Source organism: Polynucleobacter sp. MG-28-Ekke-A2, assembly GCF_035012985.1.
Taxonomy (GTDB): Bacteria; Pseudomonadota; Gammaproteobacteria; order Burkholderiales; family Burkholderiaceae; genus Polynucleobacter.
Window position 1 is genome coordinate 1 of sequence record NZ_JAYGQU010000026.1, and the last position, 23,223, is coordinate 23,223.

General features: G+C 46.0%; 21 protein-coding genes and 1 pseudogene. 8 read left to right on the forward strand and 14 right to left on the reverse strand.

The annotated features are described in order from the left end of the window. Positions 1 to 160: 160 nt before the first annotated feature. Positions 161 to 760, reverse strand: a complete 600-nt coding sequence (locus VC188_RS10780) for an FKBP-type peptidyl-prolyl cis-trans isomerase (RefSeq protein ID WP_215321998.1) — start codon at positions 758 to 760, stop codon at positions 161 to 163. Between the two features lie 54 nt (positions 761 to 814). Between VC188_RS10780 and VC188_RS10785 the strand changes: the two genes are divergently transcribed. Then, positions 815 to 2,041 carry a cupin domain-containing protein gene (locus VC188_RS10785; RefSeq protein ID WP_323483967.1) on the forward strand — a complete coding sequence of 409 codons (1,227 nt, stop codon included), beginning with the start codon at positions 815 to 817 and terminating at the stop codon, positions 2,039 to 2,041. Between the two features lie 117 nt (positions 2,042 to 2,158). Then, positions 2,159 to 2,326, forward strand: coding sequence for a hypothetical protein (locus VC188_RS10790; RefSeq protein WP_215321994.1), 168 nt, complete (start codon positions 2,159 to 2,161; stop codon positions 2,324 to 2,326). A 61-nt stretch (positions 2,327 to 2,387) separates the two neighbouring features. On the opposite strand, the gene bamC is transcribed toward VC188_RS10790, so the two are convergent. The 9 genes from bamC to VC188_RS10835 form a co-directional block, all read right to left on the reverse strand. After that, positions 2,388 to 3,536, reverse strand: coding sequence for an outer membrane protein assembly factor BamC (bamC, locus tag VC188_RS10795; protein WP_215321992.1), 1,149 nt, complete (start codon positions 3,534 to 3,536; stop codon positions 2,388 to 2,390). Continuing rightward, positions 3,533 to 4,405 carry a 4-hydroxy-tetrahydrodipicolinate synthase gene (gene dapA, locus VC188_RS10800; protein WP_216157665.1) on the reverse strand — a complete coding sequence of 291 codons (873 nt, stop codon included), beginning with the start codon at positions 4,403 to 4,405 and terminating at the stop codon, positions 3,533 to 3,535. The genes bamC and dapA overlap by 4 nt, the downstream gene beginning before the upstream one ends. A 77-nt stretch (positions 4,406 to 4,482) precedes the next feature. Continuing rightward, positions 4,483 to 5,046: an SAM-dependent methyltransferase gene (locus tag VC188_RS10805; protein ID WP_323483968.1), complete on the reverse strand. Its 564-nt coding sequence runs from the start codon at positions 5,044 to 5,046 to the stop codon at positions 4,483 to 4,485. Between the two features lie 9 nt (positions 5,047 to 5,055). Next, positions 5,056 to 6,258, reverse strand: a complete 1,203-nt coding sequence (locus tag VC188_RS10810; protein WP_215321990.1) for a tryptophan--tRNA ligase — start codon at positions 6,256 to 6,258, stop codon at positions 5,056 to 5,058. A 53-nt stretch (positions 6,259 to 6,311) separates the two neighbouring features. Beyond that, complete coding sequence (locus VC188_RS10815) at positions 6,312 to 7,163, reverse strand: 3',5'-nucleoside bisphosphate phosphatase (protein WP_323483969.1); 852 nt, start codon at positions 7,161 to 7,163, stop codon at positions 6,312 to 6,314. Positions 7,164 to 7,172: 9 nt separating this feature from the next. Next, positions 7,173 to 8,276 (reverse strand): cell division protein ZapE, encoded by a 1,104-nt coding sequence (zapE, locus tag VC188_RS10820; protein ID WP_323483970.1) that lies wholly within the window; start codon positions 8,274 to 8,276, stop codon positions 7,173 to 7,175. Beyond that, entirely contained in the window at positions 8,277 to 9,713 is a 1,437-nt protein-coding gene (lpdA, locus tag VC188_RS10825; protein ID WP_323483971.1) for a dihydrolipoyl dehydrogenase, read from the reverse strand. A gap of 12 nt (positions 9,714 to 9,725) precedes the next feature. Continuing rightward, positions 9,726 to 10,934, reverse strand: coding sequence for a 2-oxoglutarate dehydrogenase complex dihydrolipoyllysine-residue succinyltransferase (gene odhB, locus VC188_RS10830; protein WP_323483972.1), 1,209 nt, complete (start codon positions 10,932 to 10,934; stop codon positions 9,726 to 9,728). A gap of 48 nt (positions 10,935 to 10,982) precedes the next feature. Further along, positions 10,983 to 13,838 carry a 2-oxoglutarate dehydrogenase E1 component gene (locus VC188_RS10835; RefSeq protein WP_323483973.1) on the reverse strand — a complete coding sequence of 952 codons (2,856 nt, stop codon included), beginning with the start codon at positions 13,836 to 13,838 and terminating at the stop codon, positions 10,983 to 10,985. A 299-nt stretch (positions 13,839 to 14,137) separates the two neighbouring features. Between VC188_RS10835 and VC188_RS10840 the strand changes: the two genes are divergently transcribed. Then, positions 14,138 to 14,836, forward strand: a complete 699-nt coding sequence (locus VC188_RS10840; protein ID WP_323483974.1) for an excisionase family DNA-binding protein — start codon at positions 14,138 to 14,140, stop codon at positions 14,834 to 14,836. A gap of 80 nt (positions 14,837 to 14,916) precedes the next feature. Here VC188_RS10840 and VC188_RS10845 read toward each other — a convergent pair whose 3' ends face one another. From VC188_RS10845 to VC188_RS10860, 4 genes are all read right to left on the reverse strand, one after another. Then, positions 14,917 to 15,201 carry an H-NS histone family protein gene (locus VC188_RS10845; protein WP_323483975.1) on the reverse strand — a complete coding sequence of 95 codons (285 nt, stop codon included), beginning with the start codon at positions 15,199 to 15,201 and terminating at the stop codon, positions 14,917 to 14,919. 180 nt (positions 15,202 to 15,381) lie between these two features. After that, positions 15,382 to 15,720, reverse strand: a complete 339-nt coding sequence (locus VC188_RS10850; RefSeq protein ID WP_323483981.1) for a PaaI family thioesterase — start codon at positions 15,718 to 15,720, stop codon at positions 15,382 to 15,384. Beyond that, positions 15,627 to 16,166, reverse strand: coding sequence for a GTPase RsgA (gene rsgA / locus VC188_RS10855; protein ID WP_416350510.1), 540 nt, complete (start codon positions 16,164 to 16,166; stop codon positions 15,627 to 15,629). Before rsgA ends, VC188_RS10850 begins: the two co-directional genes overlap by 94 nt. 23 nt (positions 16,167 to 16,189) lie before the next feature. Next, positions 16,190 to 17,440: a M48 family metallopeptidase gene (locus VC188_RS10860; protein ID WP_323483976.1), complete on the reverse strand. Its 1,251-nt coding sequence runs from the start codon at positions 17,438 to 17,440 to the stop codon at positions 16,190 to 16,192. 118 nt (positions 17,441 to 17,558) lie between these two features. Between VC188_RS10860 and VC188_RS10865 the strand changes: the two genes are divergently transcribed. From VC188_RS10865 to orn, 5 genes and pseudogenes are all read left to right on the forward strand, one after another. Next, positions 17,559 to 18,212 (forward strand): histidine phosphatase family protein, encoded by a 654-nt coding sequence (locus tag VC188_RS10865; RefSeq protein ID WP_323483977.1) that lies wholly within the window; start codon positions 17,559 to 17,561, stop codon positions 18,210 to 18,212. A 33-nt stretch (positions 18,213 to 18,245) separates the two neighbouring features. Next, a complete protein-coding gene (locus tag VC188_RS10870) occupies positions 18,246 to 19,583 on the forward strand; it encodes an ABC transporter substrate-binding protein (protein ID WP_323483978.1) in 1,338 nt (445 codons plus the stop codon). Between the two features lie 14 nt (positions 19,584 to 19,597). After that, entirely contained in the window at positions 19,598 to 21,298 is a 1,701-nt protein-coding gene (locus tag VC188_RS10875) for an iron ABC transporter permease (protein ID WP_323483979.1), read from the forward strand. Positions 21,299 to 21,333: 35 nt separating this feature from the next. Continuing rightward, positions 21,334 to 22,413 carry an ABC transporter ATP-binding protein gene (locus VC188_RS10880; RefSeq protein WP_323483980.1) on the forward strand — a complete coding sequence of 360 codons (1,080 nt, stop codon included), beginning with the start codon at positions 21,334 to 21,336 and terminating at the stop codon, positions 22,411 to 22,413. Positions 22,414 to 22,496: 83 nt separating this feature from the next. Beyond that, positions 22,497 to 23,081, forward strand: a pseudogene (gene orn / locus VC188_RS10885) (oligoribonuclease). The last annotated feature ends 142 nt before the right edge of the window (positions 23,082 to 23,223 follow it).

A 23,223-nucleotide genomic window follows, 5' to 3' on the forward strand; every position in this document is an offset into this window, starting at 1 on the left:
TGTAAATCCTTCTTTGCCTGACAGGTAGTGATTGATGACCTCTAGCTTGAAGTCTTTGCTGTATTTGGACATGAGACTGACCCTTTAAAGTTGGATTGGGTGTCCAACTTTTGTGGGTCAGTTCAATGCTATTCCTTTCTTTATTCAAACTTGGTTTTAATTAATGTAGCGTACGTGGGCCCGTGCTATCACCACCTAATGCGCCACCTGGAAATTCTTCATCTTCATCATCGCCCTCATCATTAGGCATCCCAAATGAAAAACTTTCGCCGCCCTCTGGATGACGATTTTCAATTTCATCATCAGTAGCTGCGCGAACATCTTCCACTTGAACCCAAAAACGTAATGCCATGCCTGCTAACGGATGATTGCCATCTAATACCACTTGACTGTCTGCAACATCCGTAACGGTATAGATTAAAGGTTCACCATCTTCAGAATCATCTACAGTCGCGTCCTCATCTGCATCAGGAACGCCTTCAAACTGCATCCCCACTTCTAACGGCTCAGGGAAACGGGTACGTGGCTCGATTTTTAACAACTCAGGATCATATTCACCAAAAGCTTCATTAGGCTCAAGCTGAATCGTTGCCTCATAACCAATATCTTGGCCATCAAGCAGATTCTCAATTTTAGGAAAAGTACCTTCATAACCTCCGTGCAGGTATACCATCGGAGAATCGGGTTCCTCGATGACATTGTTTTGCGCATCGGTTAGCTTATAGCGAAGGGATACGATGGTATTTTTTTCAATCTTCATGCGGAATTTGTCGAACATTCGTTTTTAATCAGTTTCTAAACAGCTTTTTACTTTATGACCTCATTTTACTTGAGCAAACCCTATGAGCCGCCTCAGGCTCCATCAAAGCTCCCTTTAGGGGAGCCCTGGGCCTTATTTGGGGGTATTAGCCCAGACCAGTTCATGGCGCGGTATTGGCATAAAAAGCCCCTTCTCATCCGCGGGGCGATTCCGGCATTTGCCCTTTCGGCTAAAAATGGTGAGCCCCTGGATAGCCCTATTCCTACCAAAGAGCTAGTCAAATTTGCCCTGCAAGATGAGGTAGAGGCGCGCTTGGTTAAATCTAATCCATGGAGCTTTGATAGCGGACCGTTTTCTAAAAAGGCCATTCCATCGATCGACAAACCCGACTGGACTTTATTGCTTCAAGGAATGGAGGCACATCATCCAGCAGCTACAAAAATTCTGTCTTGGTTCCGCTTTATTCCTGATGCGCGCTTAGATGACTTAATGATTAGCATTGCTGGCATTGGAGGCGGCGTTGGCCCCCACTTTGATTCTTACGACGTCTTCCTAATTCAAATGTCTGGCAGAAGGCGGTGGAAAATTTCAGAACAAAAAGATCTGAGTCTCAACCCTAATCTACCGCTAAAAATTCTGCGCAACTTTAAGCCCGAACAAGAGTGGACTTTGGAGCCTGGCGATATGCTGTATTTACCACCGCATGTTGCTCATGATGGCATTGCACTAGATGCGGGTTGCCAAACATGGTCTGTTGGATTTCGCTCCCCCAGCTTTAAAGAATTACTGCAAGAAGGTTTGTGGCGCCTAGCAGAATCTTTGGAGGATATTCCCGCGCTAGAGAGCAAGTTTGCAGACCCTAAACAGGGCGCAACTCATAGTGCAGAGCAATTGCCGGAAGAGCTCATCAAACAACTAGGCTCAAAACTCAAAGAGCTGAAACTAGACCAAATTGATGGGTTTCTGCCCGGTATTACCGCCTACCTTTCGGAACCTAAACAACAGGCTCTGTTTGATGCCCCCGATAAGCCCCTGAAGCCCCAAGAATTTCTTAGAAAGCTTCGATCCAGCAAACTTCTACCTCACCCGCAAACCCGTATTCTGAGCCTTGGGGAACAGGTATATTGCAATGGAGAATCCATGACCCAGGGACAAGCCCCAGATATTCTTGCGGCCTGGCAAACCCTCTCTGCCCATAAAGAGCTGAGGGCAGGCAGGCTAAAACAGCTTGATCAATCTAGCCTTTATGAGGCTTATTTAGCCGGCTGGTTGGTTTTTTGAGCACTGAAGGCGGAGATGGATATAATTATTGCTGGAAACTACTTAGGGGCAATCCCTCGGTATATCCAGAGAACAATTACCGGTAATTGTTATTAATTTTTTTAAAGGAATTTACAAATGAAGAAGTCACTCGTTATCGCTGCAATGTTTGCAATCGCCTTGGCCGCTTGCGGTAAAAAAGAAGAAGCAAAACCTGCTGAAGCTCCTGCTGCTGCTCCAGCTGCTCCTGCTGCTGAAGCTCCTGCTGCTGCTCCAGCTGCTCCTGCTGCTGATGCTAAGAAGTAATCTTCTTCATGAAGAAAAAAAGCCGCTGAAAAGCGGCTTTTTTATTTCCTTTAAAAATCTACTACTTTGTTAGTTGCTCCGTTAACAAAGTCAGCAACTGATAACCAGCGGGCGTATTTTCTGGTTTGCCATCCGCGCCCTGTACATAGACATTCGCAGAATTCTCACCAGTACTCTTCACTAGCACCTGATATTTTTTGGCCTTCATACCAGACTCATCTTTACTGCTAAAGAGGTTGGAGAAGAAGCCCTTGGTATCGCCCAAGTCTTTAGGATTCACGTAACGAACATAGTAAACACCACTTGAGCGATTCCGATCCTCAACCGTGAAGTTAGAGCGATCCAGAGCCAATCCAACATCACGCCAAGAGCGATCAAAGCCAGCACTGAGCTCGATATAAGCTTGGTTAGTGCCCTCCTGAACAAACTTCGCTTTAGGCGTTTTAGGGCCAAGAGGCACTGCAACCATTGCTTTAGCCTGCTCTTGCGTCATGCCTAAGCGCTCCATCAAACGAGCCAGGAATGCGGCCTCTAACTCAGGATCATTTGGACGAGCGGTCCAAATGGTAGATAAACAAGCGCCTGTTGTGTCGGTTGTACATTTCTCAATCGCACCGCGTTGAGTAATGTAGATTTCTGTCTCGCCTGGCTTGGATACCTCAAGACGAGTTTTGTATTTATCGCGTTCACCAGTGTCATAAATAGAGTCGATTGCACCACCAATCGTTGAGCGAATCCAATCTTGCGCAATCTTCGCCCGATTTTCTGCCCAGTCGGTTTCCATAATGCCGGTTGATGGAGAATCTACCACTAACAAGAAACCATTTTCTTGCCAAAAATCTTTTACTTGTGGGTAGAGCTCAGGGGCTGGTTTTTCAACAACCAACCAACGACGCTCACCATCACGCGCAATTCGCATACCAGGAATACCTGTCATGACGTTGCTGCGCAACTGCGTTGATTTCTTCACTGCGGCATTGTATTCGGACATCGTCGCTGCGCCATCCTGAACGATGTAGCGTCGATCAGCCTGTGCCGTGATCAAGTCAGGAGGGTATGACAAATTAGGGCCGCGCACAGCGCCTGCACTCTTATAGTCAACGGTATCGTTACTAGTAACCGATTTACAGGCAGTCAACGCGGCAGAAGCGATAACGATTAAAGCCAGAATCGAAAAATATCGACGGTATAGTGAGAGCAAATTCATCATAATAGGTTGGCCTGTTTTAACGCTGCCTTCAAAGGCTCACGCAAAGAAATGCTTAAAGGTGTTAATGGCAAACGAATGCCAGCAGTAATCTTGCCCATCTCATGCAATGCCCACTTCACGGGGATTGGGTTGGCCTCTGTGAACATGGCCTTATGAACTGCAATCAATTGATATTGAATTTCACGGGTTCTTTTCACATCATCCGACATAGCGGCTACGCAGAGCTCATGCATCAAGCGTGGAGCAATATTAGCCGTGACAGAAATATTACCTTTACCGCCCATCAACATGAGCATGGCGGCCGTGAGATCATCGCCAGAAAATACGGAGAAGTCTTGATGGCCGGCACGCTTGAGATCATTGATCAATAAGGTGCCACGCTCTAAGCTGCCTGTTGCCTCTTTAATACCGATGATGCCTGGCACACCCGCTAAACGAACCACAGTATCACCAGCCAAATCAGCAACCGTTCTACCGGGAACGTTATACAAAATCACTGGCAAATCCACCGACTCTGCAATCTTTTTAAAGTGCGCAAACATACCATCTTGGGTTGGCTTGTTGTAATACGGTACTACCTGCAAGCTGGCATCCGCGCCAACCTGCTTAGCAAATTTGGTTAACTCAATCGCTTCAATCGTAGAGTTACCGCCGGTACCAGCAATCACTGGAATACGTCCGGCAATTTGCTCGACTGTCACGCGAATGAGCTCGCAATGCTCTTCAACAGAAACTGTTGGAGACTCACCGCTAGTGCCAACAATCACAATGCCGTCAGTACCTTCAGACACATGCCAATCCAACAATGAACGCAAGCTAGCGTAATCCAAGCTGCCATCTTCGAACATGGGAGTCACGATAGCCGGCATGCTGCCAGCGATGGGCTTTTTGCTACCTTTGGAATGAGCTGTATTTGTCACCGAATATGCACCGATTTTTAGCTGTCTTAACCCTGAAATTGTAACGGAATGTGCTGTTTTAGCTCACCTTTTACCGCGCACAGGCGCTGAACCATAGCTGGTTTGGGTTGATCTACATAAATATCCTCATAAGCCACTATCTTAAGACCATGACAAGAGGCAAAAGCGAGTAATTCCCCTGGATTTAGCAGGAAATTGGGGTTAGATGGCTTACCAAATTCTTCATTCCCTAGGGCAAAGGTTTCGTAGATCAAAACACCACCCTTTTGCAGCATTTTGGGTAATTGGTCTAAGTGCGGTCGATAGAGGTAGTTTGTCACTACGATCGCAATGAACTCCGAACCAATCAGAGGCCAATCAGCCTGTTCAAGATTGAGATTCTTTGGAGTGATTAAAGGGTTCCCAACAGAACCTACCGCTGTGACATCTTGATCAACCGCTAGGACATCATGACCCATGTTGGCTAGGAATTCAGAATGCCGACCTGATCCGCAAGCTAAATCCAGCACCACCCCGCCTTTTGCTATGAGGGGCGCAAACCTCCTTACCCAAGGAGAGGCATTCAAAATGGCATCGTGCGGGCTAGGCAAGATCAAGACTCAATCGTATGCAAGGCCCATTGCTTCGCGAACCTCGCGCATGGTTTCCTGGGCAACCTTGCGTGCTTTGTCGCAACCATCGGCAATGATGGAACGCAGCAAACTAGGATCATCCAAATACTTCTGTGCACGTTCAAACATCGGTTGCTGCTCAGCCAAAATTGAATCAATTACCGGTTGCTTGCACTCGAGACATCCAATACCAGCGGATTTACAACCCTTATCAACCCATTGTTTTGTTTCCTCATTGGAGTAAACAGTATGCAGTTGCCATACAGGGCAACGTGCTGGATCTCCGGCGTCGGTTCTTCGGACACGCGCTGGATCCGTTGGCATCGTACGAATCTTTTTAGTCACATCTTCGGGATTTTCGCGAATGCTGATGGTATTGCCGTAAGACTTAGACATCTTCTGACCATCGATACCAGGCATACGTGATGCCGTTGTGAGAAGCGCTTGTGGCTCAGGCAGAATAATTTTGCGGGCACCTTCTAAAAAGCCAAAGAGTCTTTCGCGATCAGCCATCGATAAACTCTGCGCTTCTTGCAGCAATGCTTTAGCTTGCTCCAACGCCTCATCATCACCACGCTCTTGAAATGCCACTCGTAATTCCGCATACATCTTGGCGCGTTTGCTGCCTAATTTTTTAACTGCCTCTAAGGCTTTTTCTTCAAAGCCGGGCTCGCGTCCGTATAAGTAATTAAAGCGGCGCGCCACTTCACGAGTCATCTCTACGTGTGGCACCTGATCTTCACCTACCGGCACCAACTGGGCGCGATACATCAATATATCGGCCGCCTGTAGCAATGGATAACCTAAGAAACCATAAGTTTGGAGATCTTTTTCCTTGAGTTTCTCGATTTGATCTTTGTAGGTGGGCACCCGCTCAAGCCAGCCCAATGGGGTTCCCATAGAAAGCAATAGAAAAAGCTCGGCATGCTCAGGCACTTTGCTTTGAATAAACAAGGTCGCCTGATTTGGATCCACGCCTGTTGCCAACCAATCAATCACCATTTCCCATACAGACTGCTCAATCACGTCTGGAGTTTCGTAGTGAGTGGTTAACGCATGCCAATCTGCTACAAAGAAAAAGCATGGATACTCAGACTGCAAGCGCACCCAGTTCTTTAAAACACCATGGTAGTGACCCAAGTGCAGGCTACCGGTTGGTCGCATGCCAGAGAGAACGCGTTCAGCAAACATCTGTATTCTTTTTCTAAGTGGTTAAGTAATGATGGATTTAATGAATCTATCGTTTAATGAAAGGCAGACCATACTGGAGTCAGATGGTCTGGTAAGTGTGGCAAATTTCCTAAATCAATATGACTCTCGCTTGGATCATGAAAATCGGAGCCACGCGAGGCTAAAAAGCCATATTGCTGTGCAATTTTTGCAAAGGTTTTGTACTGGTCCGGACTATGGCTACCAGTAATTACCTCTATCGCTAGGCCACCAATATCCTTAAAGTGTTTATAGAGCTCGTCCATTTGCATGGCATTGAGTCTACTGTAGCGTCCAGGATGGGCAATCACCGCTACACCACCTGCTGATTTAATCCAGCTAACAGCGTGATCTAGAGTAGCCCACTGATGAGGTATATATCCCGGCTTACCTTCAATTAAATAATTTTTAAATACATGTTCGGTATTGCGGCATACACCCTGCTCTACTAAGAAACGCGCAAAGTGTGTTCTTGAAATCAAGTCATGATTACCTGCGAAATGCAGTGCGCCTTCATAAGCCCCAGGTATACCTGCTTTGAGTAATTGTTCGGCCATGAGTTTGGCGCGATTACCTCGGCCATCACGTGTGCGGCGAAGTCCTTCGATGATGCCAGCATGCTCAGCATCAATTCCAAGGCCAACAATATGAATCGTCTCACCCATCCAAGTGACGGAAATTTCTACGCCAGCAAGGTAGTCGATCTTTAGTGCACTAGCAGCCTCTCGCGCACGTTTCTGACCGCCCAATTCATCATGATCGGTTAGTGCCCACAAATGCACTCCATTGGCTTTTGCACGCTCTGCTAACTGTTCAGGCGTCAATGTGCCATCAGAAATCACTGAATGGCAATGCAAGTCGGCGTTTAGGGGTGAAAAGCTGCTCATAAGCCTATTTTAGGTCAAGCTGGTGTCAATTACCCGGCGCGGTGCATCTAGGTAGTCACGAGACTGCATCTCAATCAAACGGGAAACGGTTCGAGAGAATTCAGCCGTAATTTGGCCCTCAGTGTACAAATTTGGAGCTGGGACCTCAGCAGACATGATTAACTTAATCTTGTGGTCATACAAGACGTCGATTAGCCAAATAAAGCGACGGGCTTCATTTGTCATTCTTGGGGGCATATAGGGCACCCCAGACAAAATCACCGTATGAAACTGGTTAGCAATCTCTAGGTAATCATTTTGTGAGCGTGGACCGCAACACAAAGTTTTAAAGTCGAACCAAACCACACCGTCCGCCATGTGAAGCGGTCGTAACTCACGCGACTCAATATTAAGGACTGGATTACGCGCCTCATTTTGATTACCAATCAAGGTTTGAAACATTTGACCGAGCGTTGCTTGTGTTTCTGCATTGACTGGAGTCAGATAAGCCTCTACTTGTGCCATCTGCACGCGGCGGTAATCATTACCTGCATCTACATTCAAAACGTCGAGCTTTTCTTCCAACAGCTTAATAGCAGGAATCAATCGATCTCGATGTAAACCATTCGGATAGAGCTGATCTGGACGATAGTTCGATGTCATCACAAACTGCACGCGGTCAGCAAATAATGCGCTTAGCAAGCGATAGAGAATCATCGCATCAGCAATGTCATTAATATGAAACTCATCAAAGCAGATAAGGCGATAGCGATTTGAAATACGCTTAGCAAGCTCATCAAGCGGGTCTGATAAACCCGATAACTCATGGAGTTCGCGATGGACTTCACGCATGAACTCATGAAAATGAATGCGAATTTTCTTTTCTAATGGTGAGGCCGCATAAAAGCAATCCATTAAGAAAGATTTGCCACGGCCTACGCCACCCCATAGGTAAATGCCGCGAGGGAGCGTTGGTTTAAATATCTTTTTCTTTAAAGTATTGCTGCGGATTTCTTTATAAGCAATCCATTGATCTTCACATTCCTGAAGACGCTCTACAGCACGAAGCTGCGCGGGATCACTTTGATACCCGCGCGCCTTTAACTCTTGTTGGTAAAACTCAATGGTTTTCAATTACATATTTAATGCACGTGAGTCTGTCGCCAATGCTGCTTCGCGCATCACTTCAGACAAACTTGGATGTGCATGACAGATACGAGCAATATCTTCTGCTGCTGCTTTGAATTCCATTGCAACCGCTGCTTCAGCAATTAAGTCGGAAGCATTGGCACCAATAATATGTACGCCAAGAATCTCATCAGTCTTAGCATCCGCTAACACTTTGATGAAACCATCAGCACGACCCATACCCAACGCACGGCCGTTAGCAGCAAAGGGGAACTGACCTGCCTTATAAGCAATACCAGCCTCTTTAAGCGCTTGTTCAGTCTTACCAACCCAGGCAATTTCAGGATCGGTATAGATCACCCAAGGAATGCAGTTGTAATCGATATGGGGTTTTTGGCCAGCAATCACTTCAGCAACCAAGACACCTTCATCTTCTGCTTTATGTGCCAACATAGGGCCGCGTACTACATCACCAACCGCGTAAACGCCAGGCGCTGCAGTAGCACAAGTGTGATCATCAATTGGAATGAAGCCACGCTCATCCACTTTAAGGCCAATCTTATCTAAACCCAATTTGTCCGTGTTAGGTACACGACCAACTGAAACAATTAAGCGCTCACATTCCAACTTAGCAGCCTTACCAGCGCTATCGGTGTAATTAACCACTACACCTTTCTTGTCAGCCTTAACATCGCCAATCTTCACGCCAGTATGAATATCTAAGCCTTGCTTAGCAAAGAGCTTCTGAGCTTCTTTAGCAATACCGATATCACAAGCACCCAAGAATGAAGGCATCGCTTCAAGCACGGTCACTTCAGCACCAAGACGGCGCCATACAGAGCCCAACTCCAGGCCGATTACACCAGCACCAATTACACCTAATTTCTTAGGGGCGGAGTCAAACTTGAGTGCACCTTCGTTATCGCAGATCAAGACGTTATCTACAGCGACACCAGGGAGGTGACGCGCTTTAGAGCCGGTAGCAATAATGACATTCTTTGCGGTAACCGTTTCTTTATCTTTGCCATCAATCTTCACTTGATAACCATCGGCATTCTTACCTTCGAATGAAGCATAGCCTTTTAACAAAGTGATTTTGTTTTTACGGAACAGGTACTGAATGCCACCCGTCATTTTGGTGACGATATCGTCTTTACGAGCGATCATCTTTTTAGAGTCGATGCTTACTGCACCCACCTTAATGCCATGATCCGCAGCATGATGGCTGATCTTTTCAAATTCCTCTGAAGATGCCAACAATGCCTTAGAGGGAATACAACCCACGTTTAAGCAGGTACCGCCCAAACGTGTTTCACCTTTAGGATCATCATAGGAACTAGATTCAGCACAGGCAACCTTAAAACCAAGTTGCGCTGCACGAATTGCGGCGATGTAGCCACCAGGGCCCGCACCAATTACTACTACGTCAAAAGCTTGGCTCATGATCTTCCCTTCTTACAAATCAAGGAGAAGACGTGAAGGATCTTCTAAAGCATCCTTCATAGCAACTAAACCTAGCACAGCCTCACGACCGTCAATAATGCGGTGGTCATATGACAAAGCAAGATAGTTAATTGGACGAACAACTACTTGACCATTTTCAACAACAGCACGATCTTTAGTTGCATGAATACCCAAAATAGCGGATTGCGGTGGGTTGATAATCGGAGTAGACAACATCGATCCGAATACGCCGCCGTTAGAGATGGAGAATGTACCGCCAGTCAACTCTTCAATCGACAATTTGCCATCACGTGCTTTAGCACCGAACTCGGCAATCTTCTTCTCGATATCAGCTAGGTTCATTTGGTCAACGTCACGCAAAATAGGAACTACCAAGCCACGTGGTGAGCTTACTGCGATACCGATATCAAAGTAACCGTGGTAAACGATGTCATTGCCATCAACAGATGCATTCAAGAGTGGGAATTTCTTCAAAGCATGTGTAGCTGCTTTAACGAAGAAAGACATGAAGCCCAACTTCACACCATGAACTTTTTCAAACTGATCTTTGTACTTATTGCGCATAGCAATTACTGGAGCCATGCTGACTTCATTGAATGTAGTCAAGATGGCGTTGTTAGCTTGGGACTCAAGCAAACGCTCAGCAATACGAGCACGCAAACGGCTCATTGGTACACGCTCTTCTGGGCGATCGCCCATTGGAACCGGTGCGCTTGGTAATGCAGCAGATTTAGCGCCGCCTGCAGAAGCATTCAATGCATCACCTTTGGTGATACGACCATCACGACCAGAACCGGCAACTTGACCAGCATCAATATTTTTCTCAGCAAGAATTTTTGCAGCTGAAGGAGCGGCAGCTGCGCCAGCTTTAGCAGCGGGAGCGGCTGCTTTTGCTGGTGCTGCTGCAGGAGCAGCAGCTGGAGCAGGTGCGGCGGTTGCAGGAGCAGCAGCGGCAACTGCAGTGCTGTCGATCTTTGCAATCAATTGCTCGGCAACAACGGTACCACCGTCAGCAACAACGATTTCTGTCAAAACACCAGCGGAAGGCGCTGGAACTTCGAGAACAACTTTGTCTGTTTCGATTTCGATCAAGATCTCGTCTTGACCAACAGCGTCACCAACCTTCTTTTTCCATTGCAACAAAGTTGCTTCAGCAACTGACTCGGAGAGTTGTGGAACTTTAACTTCGAAAATAGCCATGATTAATCCTGTTTGTATGTATGTGTGTATGTTGAGTTATGAAGACGATTATTTCGTGATCACGTAACCTTTGAGTTTGGCAAATGCCGCATTCAGTAAAGACTTCTGCTGTTCTTGGTGGAGATGGGCATAACCACAAGCTGGTGATGCTGATGCAGGACGGCCCGCATAGCCCAACTTCATACCATCAGACATGTTTTCCAAGATGTTGTGCTGGACAAAGAACCAAGCACCTTGGTTTTGCGGCTCGTCTTGACACCACACCACGTCTTCCAATTTCGGATATTTCTTCATCTCAGCAGTCAAGGCTTTGTGCGGGAATGGATACAACTGCTCTAAGCGAATGATCGCTACATCAGCAATCTTCTTCTCAGCGCGCTGCTTAACCAAGTCGTAATAGACCTTGCCAGAACACATGACTAAGCGGGTAACTTGCTTTGCATCGATAGAGTCATCACGCTCACCAATGATGGTTTGGAAACCGCCTTTAGTAAATTCAGATAAAGGTGATGCAGCCTCTTTGTTACGCAACAATGATTTAGGAGTCATCAAGATCAGCGGCTTGCGGAACTGACGAATCATTTGACGACGCAACACGTGGAAGATCTGCGCCGCAGTAGTCGGCTGAATCACCTGCATATTAGTGTCGGCACATAACTGCATAAAGCGCTCAAGACGTGCAGAGGAATGCTCTGGGCCTTGACCTTCGTAACCATGCGGCAACATCATGACCAAACCATTCGCACGACCCCACTTCACTTCACCTGAGGCGATGAACTGGTCAATCACTACTTGAGCGCCGTTAGCGAAGTCACCGAATTGCGCTTCCCAAATTGTTAAGGTGTTTGGTTCTGCAGCGGCATAGCCGTATTCAAAACCCAAAACAGCCTCTTCAGAAAGAATTGAGTCAATCACTACAAATGGCGCTTGATCTTTGGTGACGTGCTGAAGAGCGACATAAGTACCGGTATCCCACTTCTCACGGTTTTGCTCATGCAATACAGCATGACGGTGGGTAAAGGTGCCGCGTCCACTATCTTCACCAGATAAACGCACTGGGTAACCACTAGCAACCAGGGATGCGAAAGCCATATGCTCACCCATACCCCAATCCACGTTCACCCCACCACGACCCATGGCAGCGCGGTCGTTATATACCTTAGCAACCAATGGATGGGCCTTAAAACCTTCAGGAATAGTAGAAATCTTCTCAGCCAAACGCTTCCACTCTGTTAATGGAATCGCTGTATCAGCTTCATCGGTCCACTTCTTATTCAAGAACGGAGACCAATCCACTGCAAACTTGCCTTTGAAGTTGCTCAACACTGGATCGGAGGTTTGCTTACCTTCGTCCATTGCGGCGCGGTACTCTTTGACCATGAGGTCACCAGTACCGGCAGGCAATGCGCCTTGAGTTTCTAATTTATCAGCATACAGCTTGCGTGTGCCAGGATGTGCGGCAATGATTTTGTACATCAAGGGCTGTGTCATTGCAGGCGTATCTTGCTCGTTGTGACCTAATTTACGGAAGCAGATGATGTCAACCGCAACGTCCTTATGGAACTTCATGCGGAACTCAACAGCTAACTTAGTCGCCAACACTACAGCTTCAGGATCGTCGCCATTCACGTGCAATACCGGAGCATCCACAATCTTCATGATGTCCGTGCAATACAAGCTTGAACGCAAGTCACGTGGATCTGAGGTCGTGAAACCAATTTGGTTATTAATCACAATGTGCATTGTGCCGCCCGTGGAATAACCGCGAACTTCTGACATTGCTAATGTTTCTTGCATCACGCCCTGACCTGCAATCGCAGCATCACCGTGAACCAACACTGGCATCACTTGCATACCCAACATATCGCCGCGACGCTCCATACGAGCACGTGCAGAACCCTCAACTACTGGGTTAACGATCTCTAAATGGGATGGGTTAAATGCCAATGACAAGTGAACCGGACCGCCAGGAGTAGAAATATCGCTTGAGAAACCTTGGTGATATTTAACGTCACCCGCAGGCAATGTTTCCGGTCCCTTGTGCTCAAACTCAGCAAACAAGTCCTTAGGCATTTTGCCCAAGGTGTTGACCAATACATTGAGACGACCACGGTGAGCCATACCAATCACGATTTCCTGAATACCTTTATTACCTGAGTCACGGACCAACTCATCCATACAGGCAATAAAGCTTTCGCCACCCTCAAGGGAGAAGCGCTTTTGACCAACATATTTAGCTTGGAGGTAACGCTCTAAGCCTTCAGCAGCAGTTACGCGATCCAAGATTTGACGCTTCTCATCCACATTAAATTGTGGGGTTGAGCGAATAGACTCTAATTTTTCTTGCCACCACTTCTTAATCTTCTGGTCGGCAATAAACATAAATTCGACACCGATCGTGCCGCAGTATGTCTCACGCAATGCTTGGAGCAAATCGCGCAAGGACATTTCGTTTTTACCGAAGAATGTATTACTTGTATTGAAGACGATGTCCATATCGCCATCAGTAAAGCCATAGAAAGCGGGGTCTAACTCAGGAATATCCTGGCGCTCAGTCCGCTTTAATGGATCTAAGTTTGCCCAGCGATTGCCCACGTTACGGTACGCGGCAATTAACTGCTGAACAGCAACGCGTTTGCGGCCCATCTCTGAGTCGGCCGAATCAGAAATCGTTCTGATGGGGCCTTGCTTAGCGCGCTCAGCAAATGAAGCAACAATAGGTGCGTGGGCAATGTCCGTTCGAGATGAACCGTCAACCGCAGGCACCTGTTTCACGTTATCGAAATAGTCTCGCCAATGATCAGCTACCGAAGCTGGATCGTGCAAGTAGGATTCGTAGAGTTCCTCTACGTAGGGTGCGTTTCCGCCGAAGAGATAGGAATTATCTCTTTGATCCTGCATCATGATGCTCACCTTTCATCGGGTTTCCCGAATAAAAACTGTGGTTAAAACCATTCGTTACACGGCTCTACCGTTTAGCGAATTGATCTGTGCGAATACTGGTACTACAGGTGTAATTTAACACGAATGACCATTGATACATAAAGGGCTTTCCCTGATTTCAAGGAATTTTGGGGTATCTCCCTATAAAAGAGAATTAATAAGAACTTTCCTACCCCGCTTTAAAGGTCTACCGACAGATTCAAATGAATTTGATTTTTATTCTCTAAATCTTCAAACAATTAAATGAAATTAAGGGAAATATGAAATCAATTACCCCAGAAACGGAATATCTCAGCACTCGGCAAAGCGCCAAGGTTTTACAGGTTTCCCTGGGCACCGTTCAGAAAATGGTGGAATTAGGTGAACTCATTGCCTGGAAAACCCGTGGGGGTCACAGACGTATATTAGCAAGCTCTTTAGAACAGCAATTACAGCGCAGAAAAAGGGCTATGCGTCAAAAGACCACTCAAAACTGCGTTGCCATGGGGATATTTAGAAGATCCGAGAATGGCCAAGAATTATTAGAGTCCATTGCCGATTGGCAGCTCAAGGTAGACATGGAAATGGCGGTAGATAGCCTGGAGGGTCTAATGAAGGCTGTTTCCATAGCCCCTGACCTCATCTTTCTAGACGCACTCATACCGCCGGTTGAGCAAGTCCATTTAATTCATTATCTGAGTAAAAACAGGGATACACAGCGCATACCTATTCTAGTAGATGAAGGTTTTATCAAGCTGCACCCTGGTGTGGTTGCGCTGGCAGATGAGAACTCTGGCGGCAAGCACCCCCTGAGCGAAAGCATCAAACAGGAGCTTGAAAACGGCTTAATTGACCTCAATCCACTCATTATTGGTTACCCCGCAACTAATCCAGTGGCTGGGGGAAACTGGCCTCATGGCAGTCGGCATGAGTTACTAGAACCCCTATTTGTAGAGGCTTTGGCTAGGAAGTGCACTTAGACGAGAATTAAGCTCAAGAAAGGAGCAAATCAAAAGGCCGCTTATAGCGGCCTTTAGTACTAAAGCCAAAAAACAAGGACTTAGATCAAATAGCTACTACGATCTCTGTCTTCAATCCACTTTGGCGCCTTACCTCTACCAGTCCAGGTTTCGCCTGTAGATGGATTGCGGTATTTAGGAGCCACTTTACCGCCAGCACTCTTTGCGCCGGCTTTACGGCTAAATAGATCGGATGCAGTTAAGCCATATTGCTCAATAATGACTTTGGCCTTGGCAATGCCATCAGCTTTTTCATGGGCAATTGCTTCTTTAATCTGTTTATCCAACTGCTCGCGTTGGGCTAAAAGCTCTTTATAAGAAGACATATTCTTTTTACTCTCCGAATAATAGGTTATTTTATAGGGCTTATCTAAGCCATATCAGATGATTATATATAAATTAATTAATCAGGCAATATATATTATTCAGAATAATGAACTATATTTATTAGGGCTATATCAGTTCAGATTAATAAAAGACATAATCTTTATAAATATTATATTTAATTAAACTGTTTTTGATTTTCTGAGCATAAATGTACCGCTGGATTTAGCAGTTATCTCCCCCGCTTCATTCAAAACAATGGCTTCGCAGTAGTTAATCGTCTTTCCGGGCTTGAGGATAGTGCCCTCCACCACGATTTTGCCGGTACTGGGACGCAAGAAGCTGACCGACATATCAATCGTCATGGCCCCCAAGGGAATGTCGGAAATGCTCCGAGCTGCAGCCCCCATTGCAAAATCCAGAAGTGTCATGATGACGCCGCCATGGGCAATACCAAAGCTGTTCTCATACTCAGGCTTAAGATCAAGACTGATACGGGACTTACCTCTGTTACGGGGTATCCCATGCGTGCATAGGGCGCAATGATTTTGCGTGCGTGCTCTAGGTTATCTTTGAGGTCGCACTTATTCAGAAGAATGTGCAAACCAATTTGATTGGTTTCTGCAGCAACAACAGCTCTTCCTAAAAGATCAGGTGAGAAGGCGGGTTGCGTAGCCAGCACGACTAGTATTTGATCAACATTTGAAGCAATCAATTTGCTTTTAAAAGCGTCGGATCGATAGAGTAAATTTTCTCGTGGCTCAATGCGCACAATGCGCGCTTGATCTGCTGAGGTCATCTCCAGCAACATGCGATCACCTACTGCGCCAATATGCTGCTTCGCTGGAGTGCTTACCTGAATCAATTCGCCGACAGGAGATTCATTTCCGCACCCATCTTTCACTAAGCGCTGCGCTAAATAATGCCTTCCATAGGAGGCTGTGAGTAGCGCATGAAATTGTTCCATTAGCTAAATATGTTCCAGGTTACTCAGTTAAAACGTTTGAGATTGGCAATACGCAATGGAGCAGGAGGATGCGAGCTATAAAAAGCGGTATAGATCGGATCTGGCGTTAAGGTCGATGCATTATCTTGGTAGAGCTTTACTAAAGCAGAGATCAAATCGCTTGCTGAGGATTTATCTGCAGCAAAACCATCCGCCTCGTATTCATGTTTGCGTGAAGCCAGGCTAGATAGCGGTGTCAGGAAGAAGCTAAAGACGGGTGATACAAGTATGAAGAGAGCTAATGCCAGGCCACCGTTATAGCCATTGGGGTTGGGCATTACGCCTAGGTCGCTGTAGAACCAAGGCTGAGTACTAATCCAGCCCAAGAGTGCAAAGGTAGCGAAGCTCAAGGCAAAAGAAACCAGTAGACGTTTACGGATATGGTTGCACTTGTAATGTCCCAGCTCATGAGCTAGTACAGCCTCCACTTCGCCGGGATTGAGTTTCTCGATCAAGGTATCAAAAAAGACAATGCGCTTGGCTTTACCCATGCCGGCAAAAAATGCATTGCCATGGGCGCTACGTTTGCTGCCATCCATAACAAACAGGCCTTGGCTTGCAAAATCACAACGTGTTAACAGGGCTTCGATTTGAGTCTTTAGTGCGCCTTCTTCTAGCGCTTGAAACTTATTAAAGATGGGCGCGATAAAGGTTGGAAATATCCACTGCATTAACAAGCTAAAGGCGGTAAGAACGCCCCAAGCCCATAGCCACCAGAAGTCACCTGCCTGAGCCATTAAGCTCAGAATGACCCAAAGGAGTGGAACGCCAATTGCGCCGCCCACACCTAGGCCCTTAAACATATCACTAAAGAAGAGTTTGGCATTCATGCGGTTAAAACCAAAGCGCTCTTCTAGGTAAAACTGTTTGTACCATGAGAAGGGTAGGTCAATAATTCCGGAGATCAAGACAATGGATATCAATAGGGCCATTTGCTGTGCAATGCCTTCTCCCAATAGTTGCAGAAGAGAGAAATTCAAAATCTGCAAGCCACCTAAGAGTGTGAAGCCCATCAAGACAATTGCGCTGAAGCCATTCTCTAAAATACCTAGGCGTAGTTTGGCAATCGTATAGTCGGCAGCCTTTTGATGTTCAGCTAAAGAGATCTGAGAAGCGAACTCAGCAGGAACAACATCGCGGTTAATGGCGACGTGACGAATTTGGCGTTGAGATAACCAGTGGCGTAGACCAAAGCTGGCGATGAAGGCGGTTAGAAAAACAATTGTGAAAGTCATTGGGGCATTATAGAAGCGCTGTAAGTAGATTGTGTGGACTATTATGCAATCTATCAATGCGCATTATTGGCGCCAAATTTAGTGCATGTAGACTAGTAATTTAGAGGGGTGGATAGAAATGCAGTCAACTCATATTATTGCCATTCGGCATGGTGAAACAGATTGGAATGCGCTTGGCCGATATCAAGGTCAGACGGATGTTCCTTTAAATGAAGCTGGTCTAGCGCAGGCCAAACAAGCTGCCGTATTTTTGCGTGATAAAACTATTCATGCCATCTATACAAGCAATCTCAGTCGCGCCTCCCAGACTGCCTCAGAGATCGCTCAGCTTCGCAATGAGCAGCTCAGAATTATTCCCGAGCTTCGAGAGCAACATTATGGTGTTTTTCAAGGGTTGACTGGTGCTGAGGTTAAGGAGCGTTGGCCAGATGCACATCAGAAGTGGCACGATCGTGTGCCTGAGTTTGGCCCAGAGGGTGGCGAAACTCGCAATGAATTTAAAGAGCGGTGTATTAAGGCGCTAAAGCAGGTTGCAATGCAGCATCCTGGAGAGGTCTTGGCTGTAGTTTGTCATGGCGGAGTTCTGGATTGCTTGTATCGTGAGGCCACCAAGCTCCCAATGGATGTTGCGCGTACATGGCCATTGGAGAATGCGGCCATGAATCATCTTCGGTATGATGAAAATGGATTTTCGTTAGTGGACTGGGGCAATGTATCTCATCTTGACCAGGCTGGCCGAGATGAAATGAAGGAATGCTTTCCTGGGCCATAATGTATCAACGTAATTATTTATCTGGGGTTGATAATGAATCTGTTTTATAAAATAAGTTCTATTCCAGTAGCTATTTTGCTTGGGTTAGTCAGTGCTGCCTCTTATGCTGGAACTGTCACTGTCATTACTTCTTTTTCAAAAGAAATCACCCAGGTTTATAAGACTGCATTTGAGAAGGCCAATCCCACTATTAAGCTGGAGATTCTCAATAAGAACACTGTTCAAGGCATTGCCTATGTTCGCGAGTTGCCGGTTGGTCAGCGCCCAGAAATTTTTTGGGCATCCGCACCGGATGCGTTTGAGGTGCTAGCCGGTCAAAATTTATTGCTCAATGTGAGTGATCAGGCAAATAAGTCAGTTCCAGCTAAGGTCGGGAATTATCCCATTAATAATCCACAGGGTTTGTATTTGGGGCAAGCTTTGTCTGGGTATGGTTTGATGTGGAATACCCGTTATCTTGGCGCCAATAAAATTCCCACCCCAAGCCAGTGGGTTGATCTAACTAAGCCAGTTTATTTCAATCATGTCGCTATCAGCTCCCCATCTAGATCAGGTACCACTCATTTAACTGTTGAGACTATATTGCAGGGTGAGGGTTGGGATAAGGGTTGGAGTCAGTTGCTACAAATTGCAGGCAATAGTGCTGCGATTACTGAAAGAAGTTTTGGGGTGCCTGATGGTGTTAATAACGGTCAATTTGGCGTAGGCCTGGTCGTTGATTTTTTTGCTTTAGCCAGTAAGGCTGGTGGCTTCCCGGTTGACTTTGCTTATCCTAATGTCACTGCAATTGTGCCGGCTAATATTGGCTTATTTAGTGGCAGCAAAAATTCTGAAGAGGCTAAAAAATTCATAGCCTTTAGTGTTTCCCCAGAGGGGCAAGCTTTGCTTTTGGACCCCAAGATTTCTCGCCTCCCTGTTTTGCCATTAAGTAGTTTTTCCAATAAAGTACCGGCTGGATACCCCAATGCATTTGATATTGCTAAACGTGCAAAAGTGAACTTCAATTCGGACTTATCTGAAGAGCGTTATAACGTTGTTTCTTCCATGTTTGATCAAACAATTACATTTCGTCATAAAGATTTGCAGGCGGCAACTAAGGCTATTCATGAAGCAAGCGCAGCGTTGGCAAAAAAACCATCTGCACAAGGTCAGGCACTTCTGAAGCAAGCGCAGGATCTAGCATTTACTCCAATAGTCACTTCAAGCTTGGTCGGCAACAAAAATTTCCTAGCTTTATTTGCTACCAGCAAAAAAGATGCGGCGGCTAATAAGGAGATTTCAGGGTTGGAAGATCGCTGGAATGTGCAAGCAAAAGAGCATTATGCAAAGGCAAAAAGTTTTGCTGAGCAAGCCTTGGCTTTGGCTAAATAACTGTAGATTAGCTGATGAGTTTTAGAGAAATTAAGCTAGGCGTTTGGGTTGCTGGAGGCCTGGTCTTTAGTTTTTTATTGCTATTTCTGTTGCTTCCGGTAGCACGCGTTTTTTATACAGCCTTTATCGATGGTGATGGCGGTTTTACTCTGCATCATTTCACCGCGTTTTTTGCCCAAGGCTTGATGAAGGAATCATTCTTCAATAGCTTATATGTAGCCAGTATGTCCGCTGTGATGGCGGCAATTCTTGCTGTTCCATTAGCCTACTTTACGGTGCGCTTTCAGTTTCGAGGCGCCCTCATTATTCAGACTCTTGGTGTTTTGCCATTAATCATGCCTCCATTTGTTGGGGCTGTAGCTATGCAGTTAATTTTTGGCCGATCTGGCTCCATTAATCTATTGCTTAAAGAGTATTGTGGCTTCACCATTCCTTTGATGGATGGGCTTAATGGAATTATTTTTGTTGAATCTATCCACTACTTTCCATTCATTTTGATGAATCTTACCGTTGCGCTCAGAAATATAGATGGCGCTATGGAGGAGGCGGCCCTGAATTTGGGTTGCACAGGTTGGCGCCTCTTTTGGCGGGTGATATTCCCGCTGGGGATGCCAGGCTTTATCGCAGGCGCATCACTTGTTTTTGTAAAGGTGTTTGATGATCTGGGTACGCCTCTGGTGCTTGGGCAGACGAATATGCTTGCCCCACAGGCTTACTTACGCATTACTCAGGTAGGTCTTGAAGATCCCTTGGGCTATGTCATTAGTGTCATCATGATACTTTTTTCAATTTTAGCTATGGCGCTATCCGCCAGAATGTTGGCTAATAAGGACTACTCCACCACTCAAAAAGGCGGCTCTAGCATTGAAAAGCGGAAGCTCTCTTTTTGGTCTGCAGTATTTATATATGGTTGGATTTTTGTAGTTCTGATGATTGCGTTGGCGCCGCATTTTGGAGTTTTGCTACTGTCTTTTGCGAAGGTATGGAGCTTTGCTCCACTCCCTGACGGTTATACGCTTGCGCACTACGAGACCATCTTTAGTGGCTCGAGTGAGATGATTCGCAATACATTGGTTTATTGTGGCTTGGCTGCCGGCCTTGATGTGGTTCTTGGTGTGACTATTGCTTACCTGATCTTTCGCACTAACTTGCCATATCGAAAATCATTAGATTGGATGGCAACCGCATCTTTGGCAGTGCCTGGTATTGTCTTGGCAATCGGTTATTTACGGCTTTTCAAGGGCGTCTCTTTGCCTGGCACTGATGTTTTGCTCACCAGCACTTCGTTGATGATTATTTTGGCTTATGCAGTAAGGCGACTGCCTTATGCCTTGCGCTCTTGTGTTGCTGCATTACAGCAGGTTCATATCTCTCTTGAAGAGGCTGCAGAATCCTTGGGTGCTGGTAAAACACGAACTATCCAAAGAATATTAGTACCCTTGATGGCTGGTGGAATCTTGGCGGGATTTGTTACTAGCTTTATTACTGCAGCTGTTGAGCTTTCTGCAACCCTGTTGCTGACTTCAACTGAGGCTCAGGCACCAATGAGTTACGGCATTTATCTTTTCATGCAAAGCGCTGCAGGTCGTGGGCCTGGTGCGGCATTGGGAGTATTGGCTATTATTGTTGTGGCCTTGGGAACCTATTTTTCGCACGTTATTGTCGAGAGGATCGATAAGAGCCATTCCGCTCAAATCAATTCATCTCAACACTAGAAATAATATTAGATCGAGTAATCAATTTAGAGCCTATGAAAAAAGTATCTGTTCAGTGTGAAAATATCAAGCTCTCCTACGGGCCCACCGAGGTCTTAAAGGATATTAGTCTTGAAATTAAGCCGGGAGAATTTTTTGCGTTACTAGGGCCATCGGGATCGGGTAAATCCAGTCTATTAAGGTTGATTGCTGGATTTAATCAGCACCAAGCGGGTAGATTGTTGGTAGATGGCAAGGATATCAGCTCCAAAGCACCCTGGGAAAGAAATATCGGGATGGTCTTCCAGAGTTATGCCCTGTGGCCTCATCTTTCCGTTTGGGATAACGTCGCATTTGGTTTGGTGGAGCGCAAGACTCCAAAAGAAATTATTCGGTCCAAAGTAAGTGCAGCGCTAGATCAGGTTGGCTTATTGGAGTTTGCGCAGCGCAAACCAAATCAATTGTCAGGCGGACAGCAGCAACGTGTTGCACTTGCTAGAACTATTGTGATTGAGCCTCAAGTACTGTTGTTGGATGAGCCTCTATCCAATCTAGATAAAACTTTGCGGGTACAAATGCGTCAAGAGCTCCTGTCAATGCAAAGGCGACTCGGTTTGACCACTATTTTTGTGACGCACGATCAAGAAGAGGCGATGACGACGGCAGATCGAATGGCTGTTTTAGAACAGGGTGTGCTGCAGCAGGTGGGAACCCCGACGGAACTGTATGACAATCCTATTAACCCCTTTGTAGCTAGCTTCGTTGGTAGCATGAATTTTATCGACTCTAAAGTTAAGGGTGTGCGCCAAGATGGCTTGGAATTATTTTCTGACAGCCTTGGAGATTTTTTTGTTGCCACATCAACTCATAGGCAAGTTGGGGATCATGTGCAAGTTAGCTTTAGGCCGCAAGCAATTGAGATATGTCAATCTAGTAGATCAAATTTGGATGAAGGGATTATTTTCTCCGGGATAGTTTCTTCTAGTGAATTTCTTGGGCAATGTACTCGCTACAGCATTAAAGTTGGCAATGTTGAATTGGTTGTTGATCACCCCCACAAAATTGGCTTAAAGCCATTTTCAAAAAATGCGCAAGTTATGCTGACACTCAAGCCCTCGGAGATGAAAATCTTTTAATGGCCAAATGATTTGCTGGTAGCATGCACCACTCTAGCTGGTGGATAACTTATTCCGGCACATAAAAAGAAATTATTTACATAATGAATGCAACAAATACAAAGACACCCCCAGTCAATGAGCACCTAATTTGGGTGGATATGGAGATGTCAGGTCTAGACCCTGAAAAAGAGCGTATTTTGGAAATTGCAGTGATCGTGACCGACGCACACCTCAATACGATTGCTACCGCTCCAGTTTGGGTGGTTCACCAGGATGACGCCTTGTTGGATGCGATGGATGCTTGAAATAAGGGTACCCATGGACGCTCTGGCCTCATTGATAAGGTTAAGGCTTCAACAACAGATGAAGCTACTGCTGAGGCTGAGTGCATTGCTTTCTTAAAAAAATACATCAAACCTGGAATTGCGCCAATGTGTGGCAATACGATTGGTCAGGATCGACGTTTTATGGCGAAGTACATGCCAAAACTAGAGGCATTCTTTCATTATCGGAATATTGATGTTTCCACCCTCAAAGAGCTCTGCAAACGCTGGCATCCTGAATTGGTGAAGGGATTTACCAAGAAGCAGGCTCATACCGCCTTGGCAGATATTGAGGAATCCATTGAGGAGCTCAAGTACTACCGAGAAAAGTTTATCGTGCCTTTACCGGAGCAAAGGGAATAAAAAAGGGTCTAGTAATGAACTGACCCACAAAAGTTGGACACCCAATCCAACTTTAAAGGGTCAGTCTCATGTCCAAATACAGCAAAGACTTCAAGCTAGAGGTCATCAATCACTACCTGTCAGGCAAAGAAGGATTTACAGC

Excerpts from the sequence above, each read along its gene's own strand:
- VC188_RS10780 (WP_215321998.1), bottom strand. The coding sequence starts at position 760 with ATGAAGATTGAAAAAAATACCATCGTATCCCTTCGCTATAAGCTAACC.
- VC188_RS10785 (WP_323483967.1), top strand. The coding sequence starts at position 815 with ATGACCTCATTTTACTTGAGCAAACCCTATGAGCCGCCTCAGGCTCCA.
- VC188_RS10790 (WP_215321994.1), top strand. The coding sequence starts at position 2,159 with ATGAAGAAGTCACTCGTTATCGCTGCAATGTTTGCAATCGCCTTGGCC.
- bamC (WP_215321992.1), bottom strand. The coding sequence starts at position 3,536 with ATGATGAATTTGCTCTCACTATACCGTCGATATTTTTCGATTCTGGCT.
- dapA (WP_216157665.1), bottom strand. The coding sequence starts at position 4,405 with ATGCCGGCTATCGTGACTCCCATGTTCGAAGATGGCAGCTTGGATTAC.
- VC188_RS10810 (WP_215321990.1), bottom strand. The coding sequence starts at position 6,258 with ATGTTTGCTGAACGCGTTCTCTCTGGCATGCGACCAACCGGTAGCCTG.
- VC188_RS10815 (WP_323483969.1), bottom strand. The coding sequence starts at position 7,163 with ATGAGCAGCTTTTCACCCCTAAACGCCGACTTGCATTGCCATTCAGTG.
- lpdA (WP_323483971.1), bottom strand. The coding sequence starts at position 9,713 with ATGAGCCAAGCTTTTGACGTAGTAGTAATTGGTGCGGGCCCTGGTGGC.
- odhB (WP_323483972.1), bottom strand. The coding sequence starts at position 10,934 with ATGGCTATTTTCGAAGTTAAAGTTCCACAACTCTCCGAGTCAGTTGCT.
- VC188_RS10835 (WP_323483973.1), bottom strand. The coding sequence starts at position 13,838 with ATGATGCAGGATCAAAGAGATAATTCCTATCTCTTCGGCGGAAACGCA.
- VC188_RS10840 (WP_323483974.1), top strand. The coding sequence starts at position 14,138 with ATGAAATCAATTACCCCAGAAACGGAATATCTCAGCACTCGGCAAAGC.
- VC188_RS10845 (WP_323483975.1), bottom strand. The coding sequence starts at position 15,201 with ATGTCTTCTTATAAAGAGCTTTTAGCCCAACGCGAGCAGTTGGATAAA.
- rsgA (WP_416350510.1), bottom strand. The coding sequence starts at position 16,166 with ATGGAACAATTTCATGCGCTACTCACAGCCTCCTATGGAAGGCATTAT.
- VC188_RS10860 (WP_323483976.1), bottom strand. The coding sequence starts at position 17,440 with ATGACTTTCACAATTGTTTTTCTAACCGCCTTCATCGCCAGCTTTGGT.
- VC188_RS10865 (WP_323483977.1), top strand. The coding sequence starts at position 17,559 with ATGCAGTCAACTCATATTATTGCCATTCGGCATGGTGAAACAGATTGG.
- VC188_RS10870 (WP_323483978.1), top strand. The coding sequence starts at position 18,246 with ATGAATCTGTTTTATAAAATAAGTTCTATTCCAGTAGCTATTTTGCTT.
- VC188_RS10875 (WP_323483979.1), top strand. The coding sequence starts at position 19,598 with ATGAGTTTTAGAGAAATTAAGCTAGGCGTTTGGGTTGCTGGAGGCCTG.
- VC188_RS10880 (WP_323483980.1), top strand. The coding sequence starts at position 21,334 with ATGAAAAAAGTATCTGTTCAGTGTGAAAATATCAAGCTCTCCTACGGG.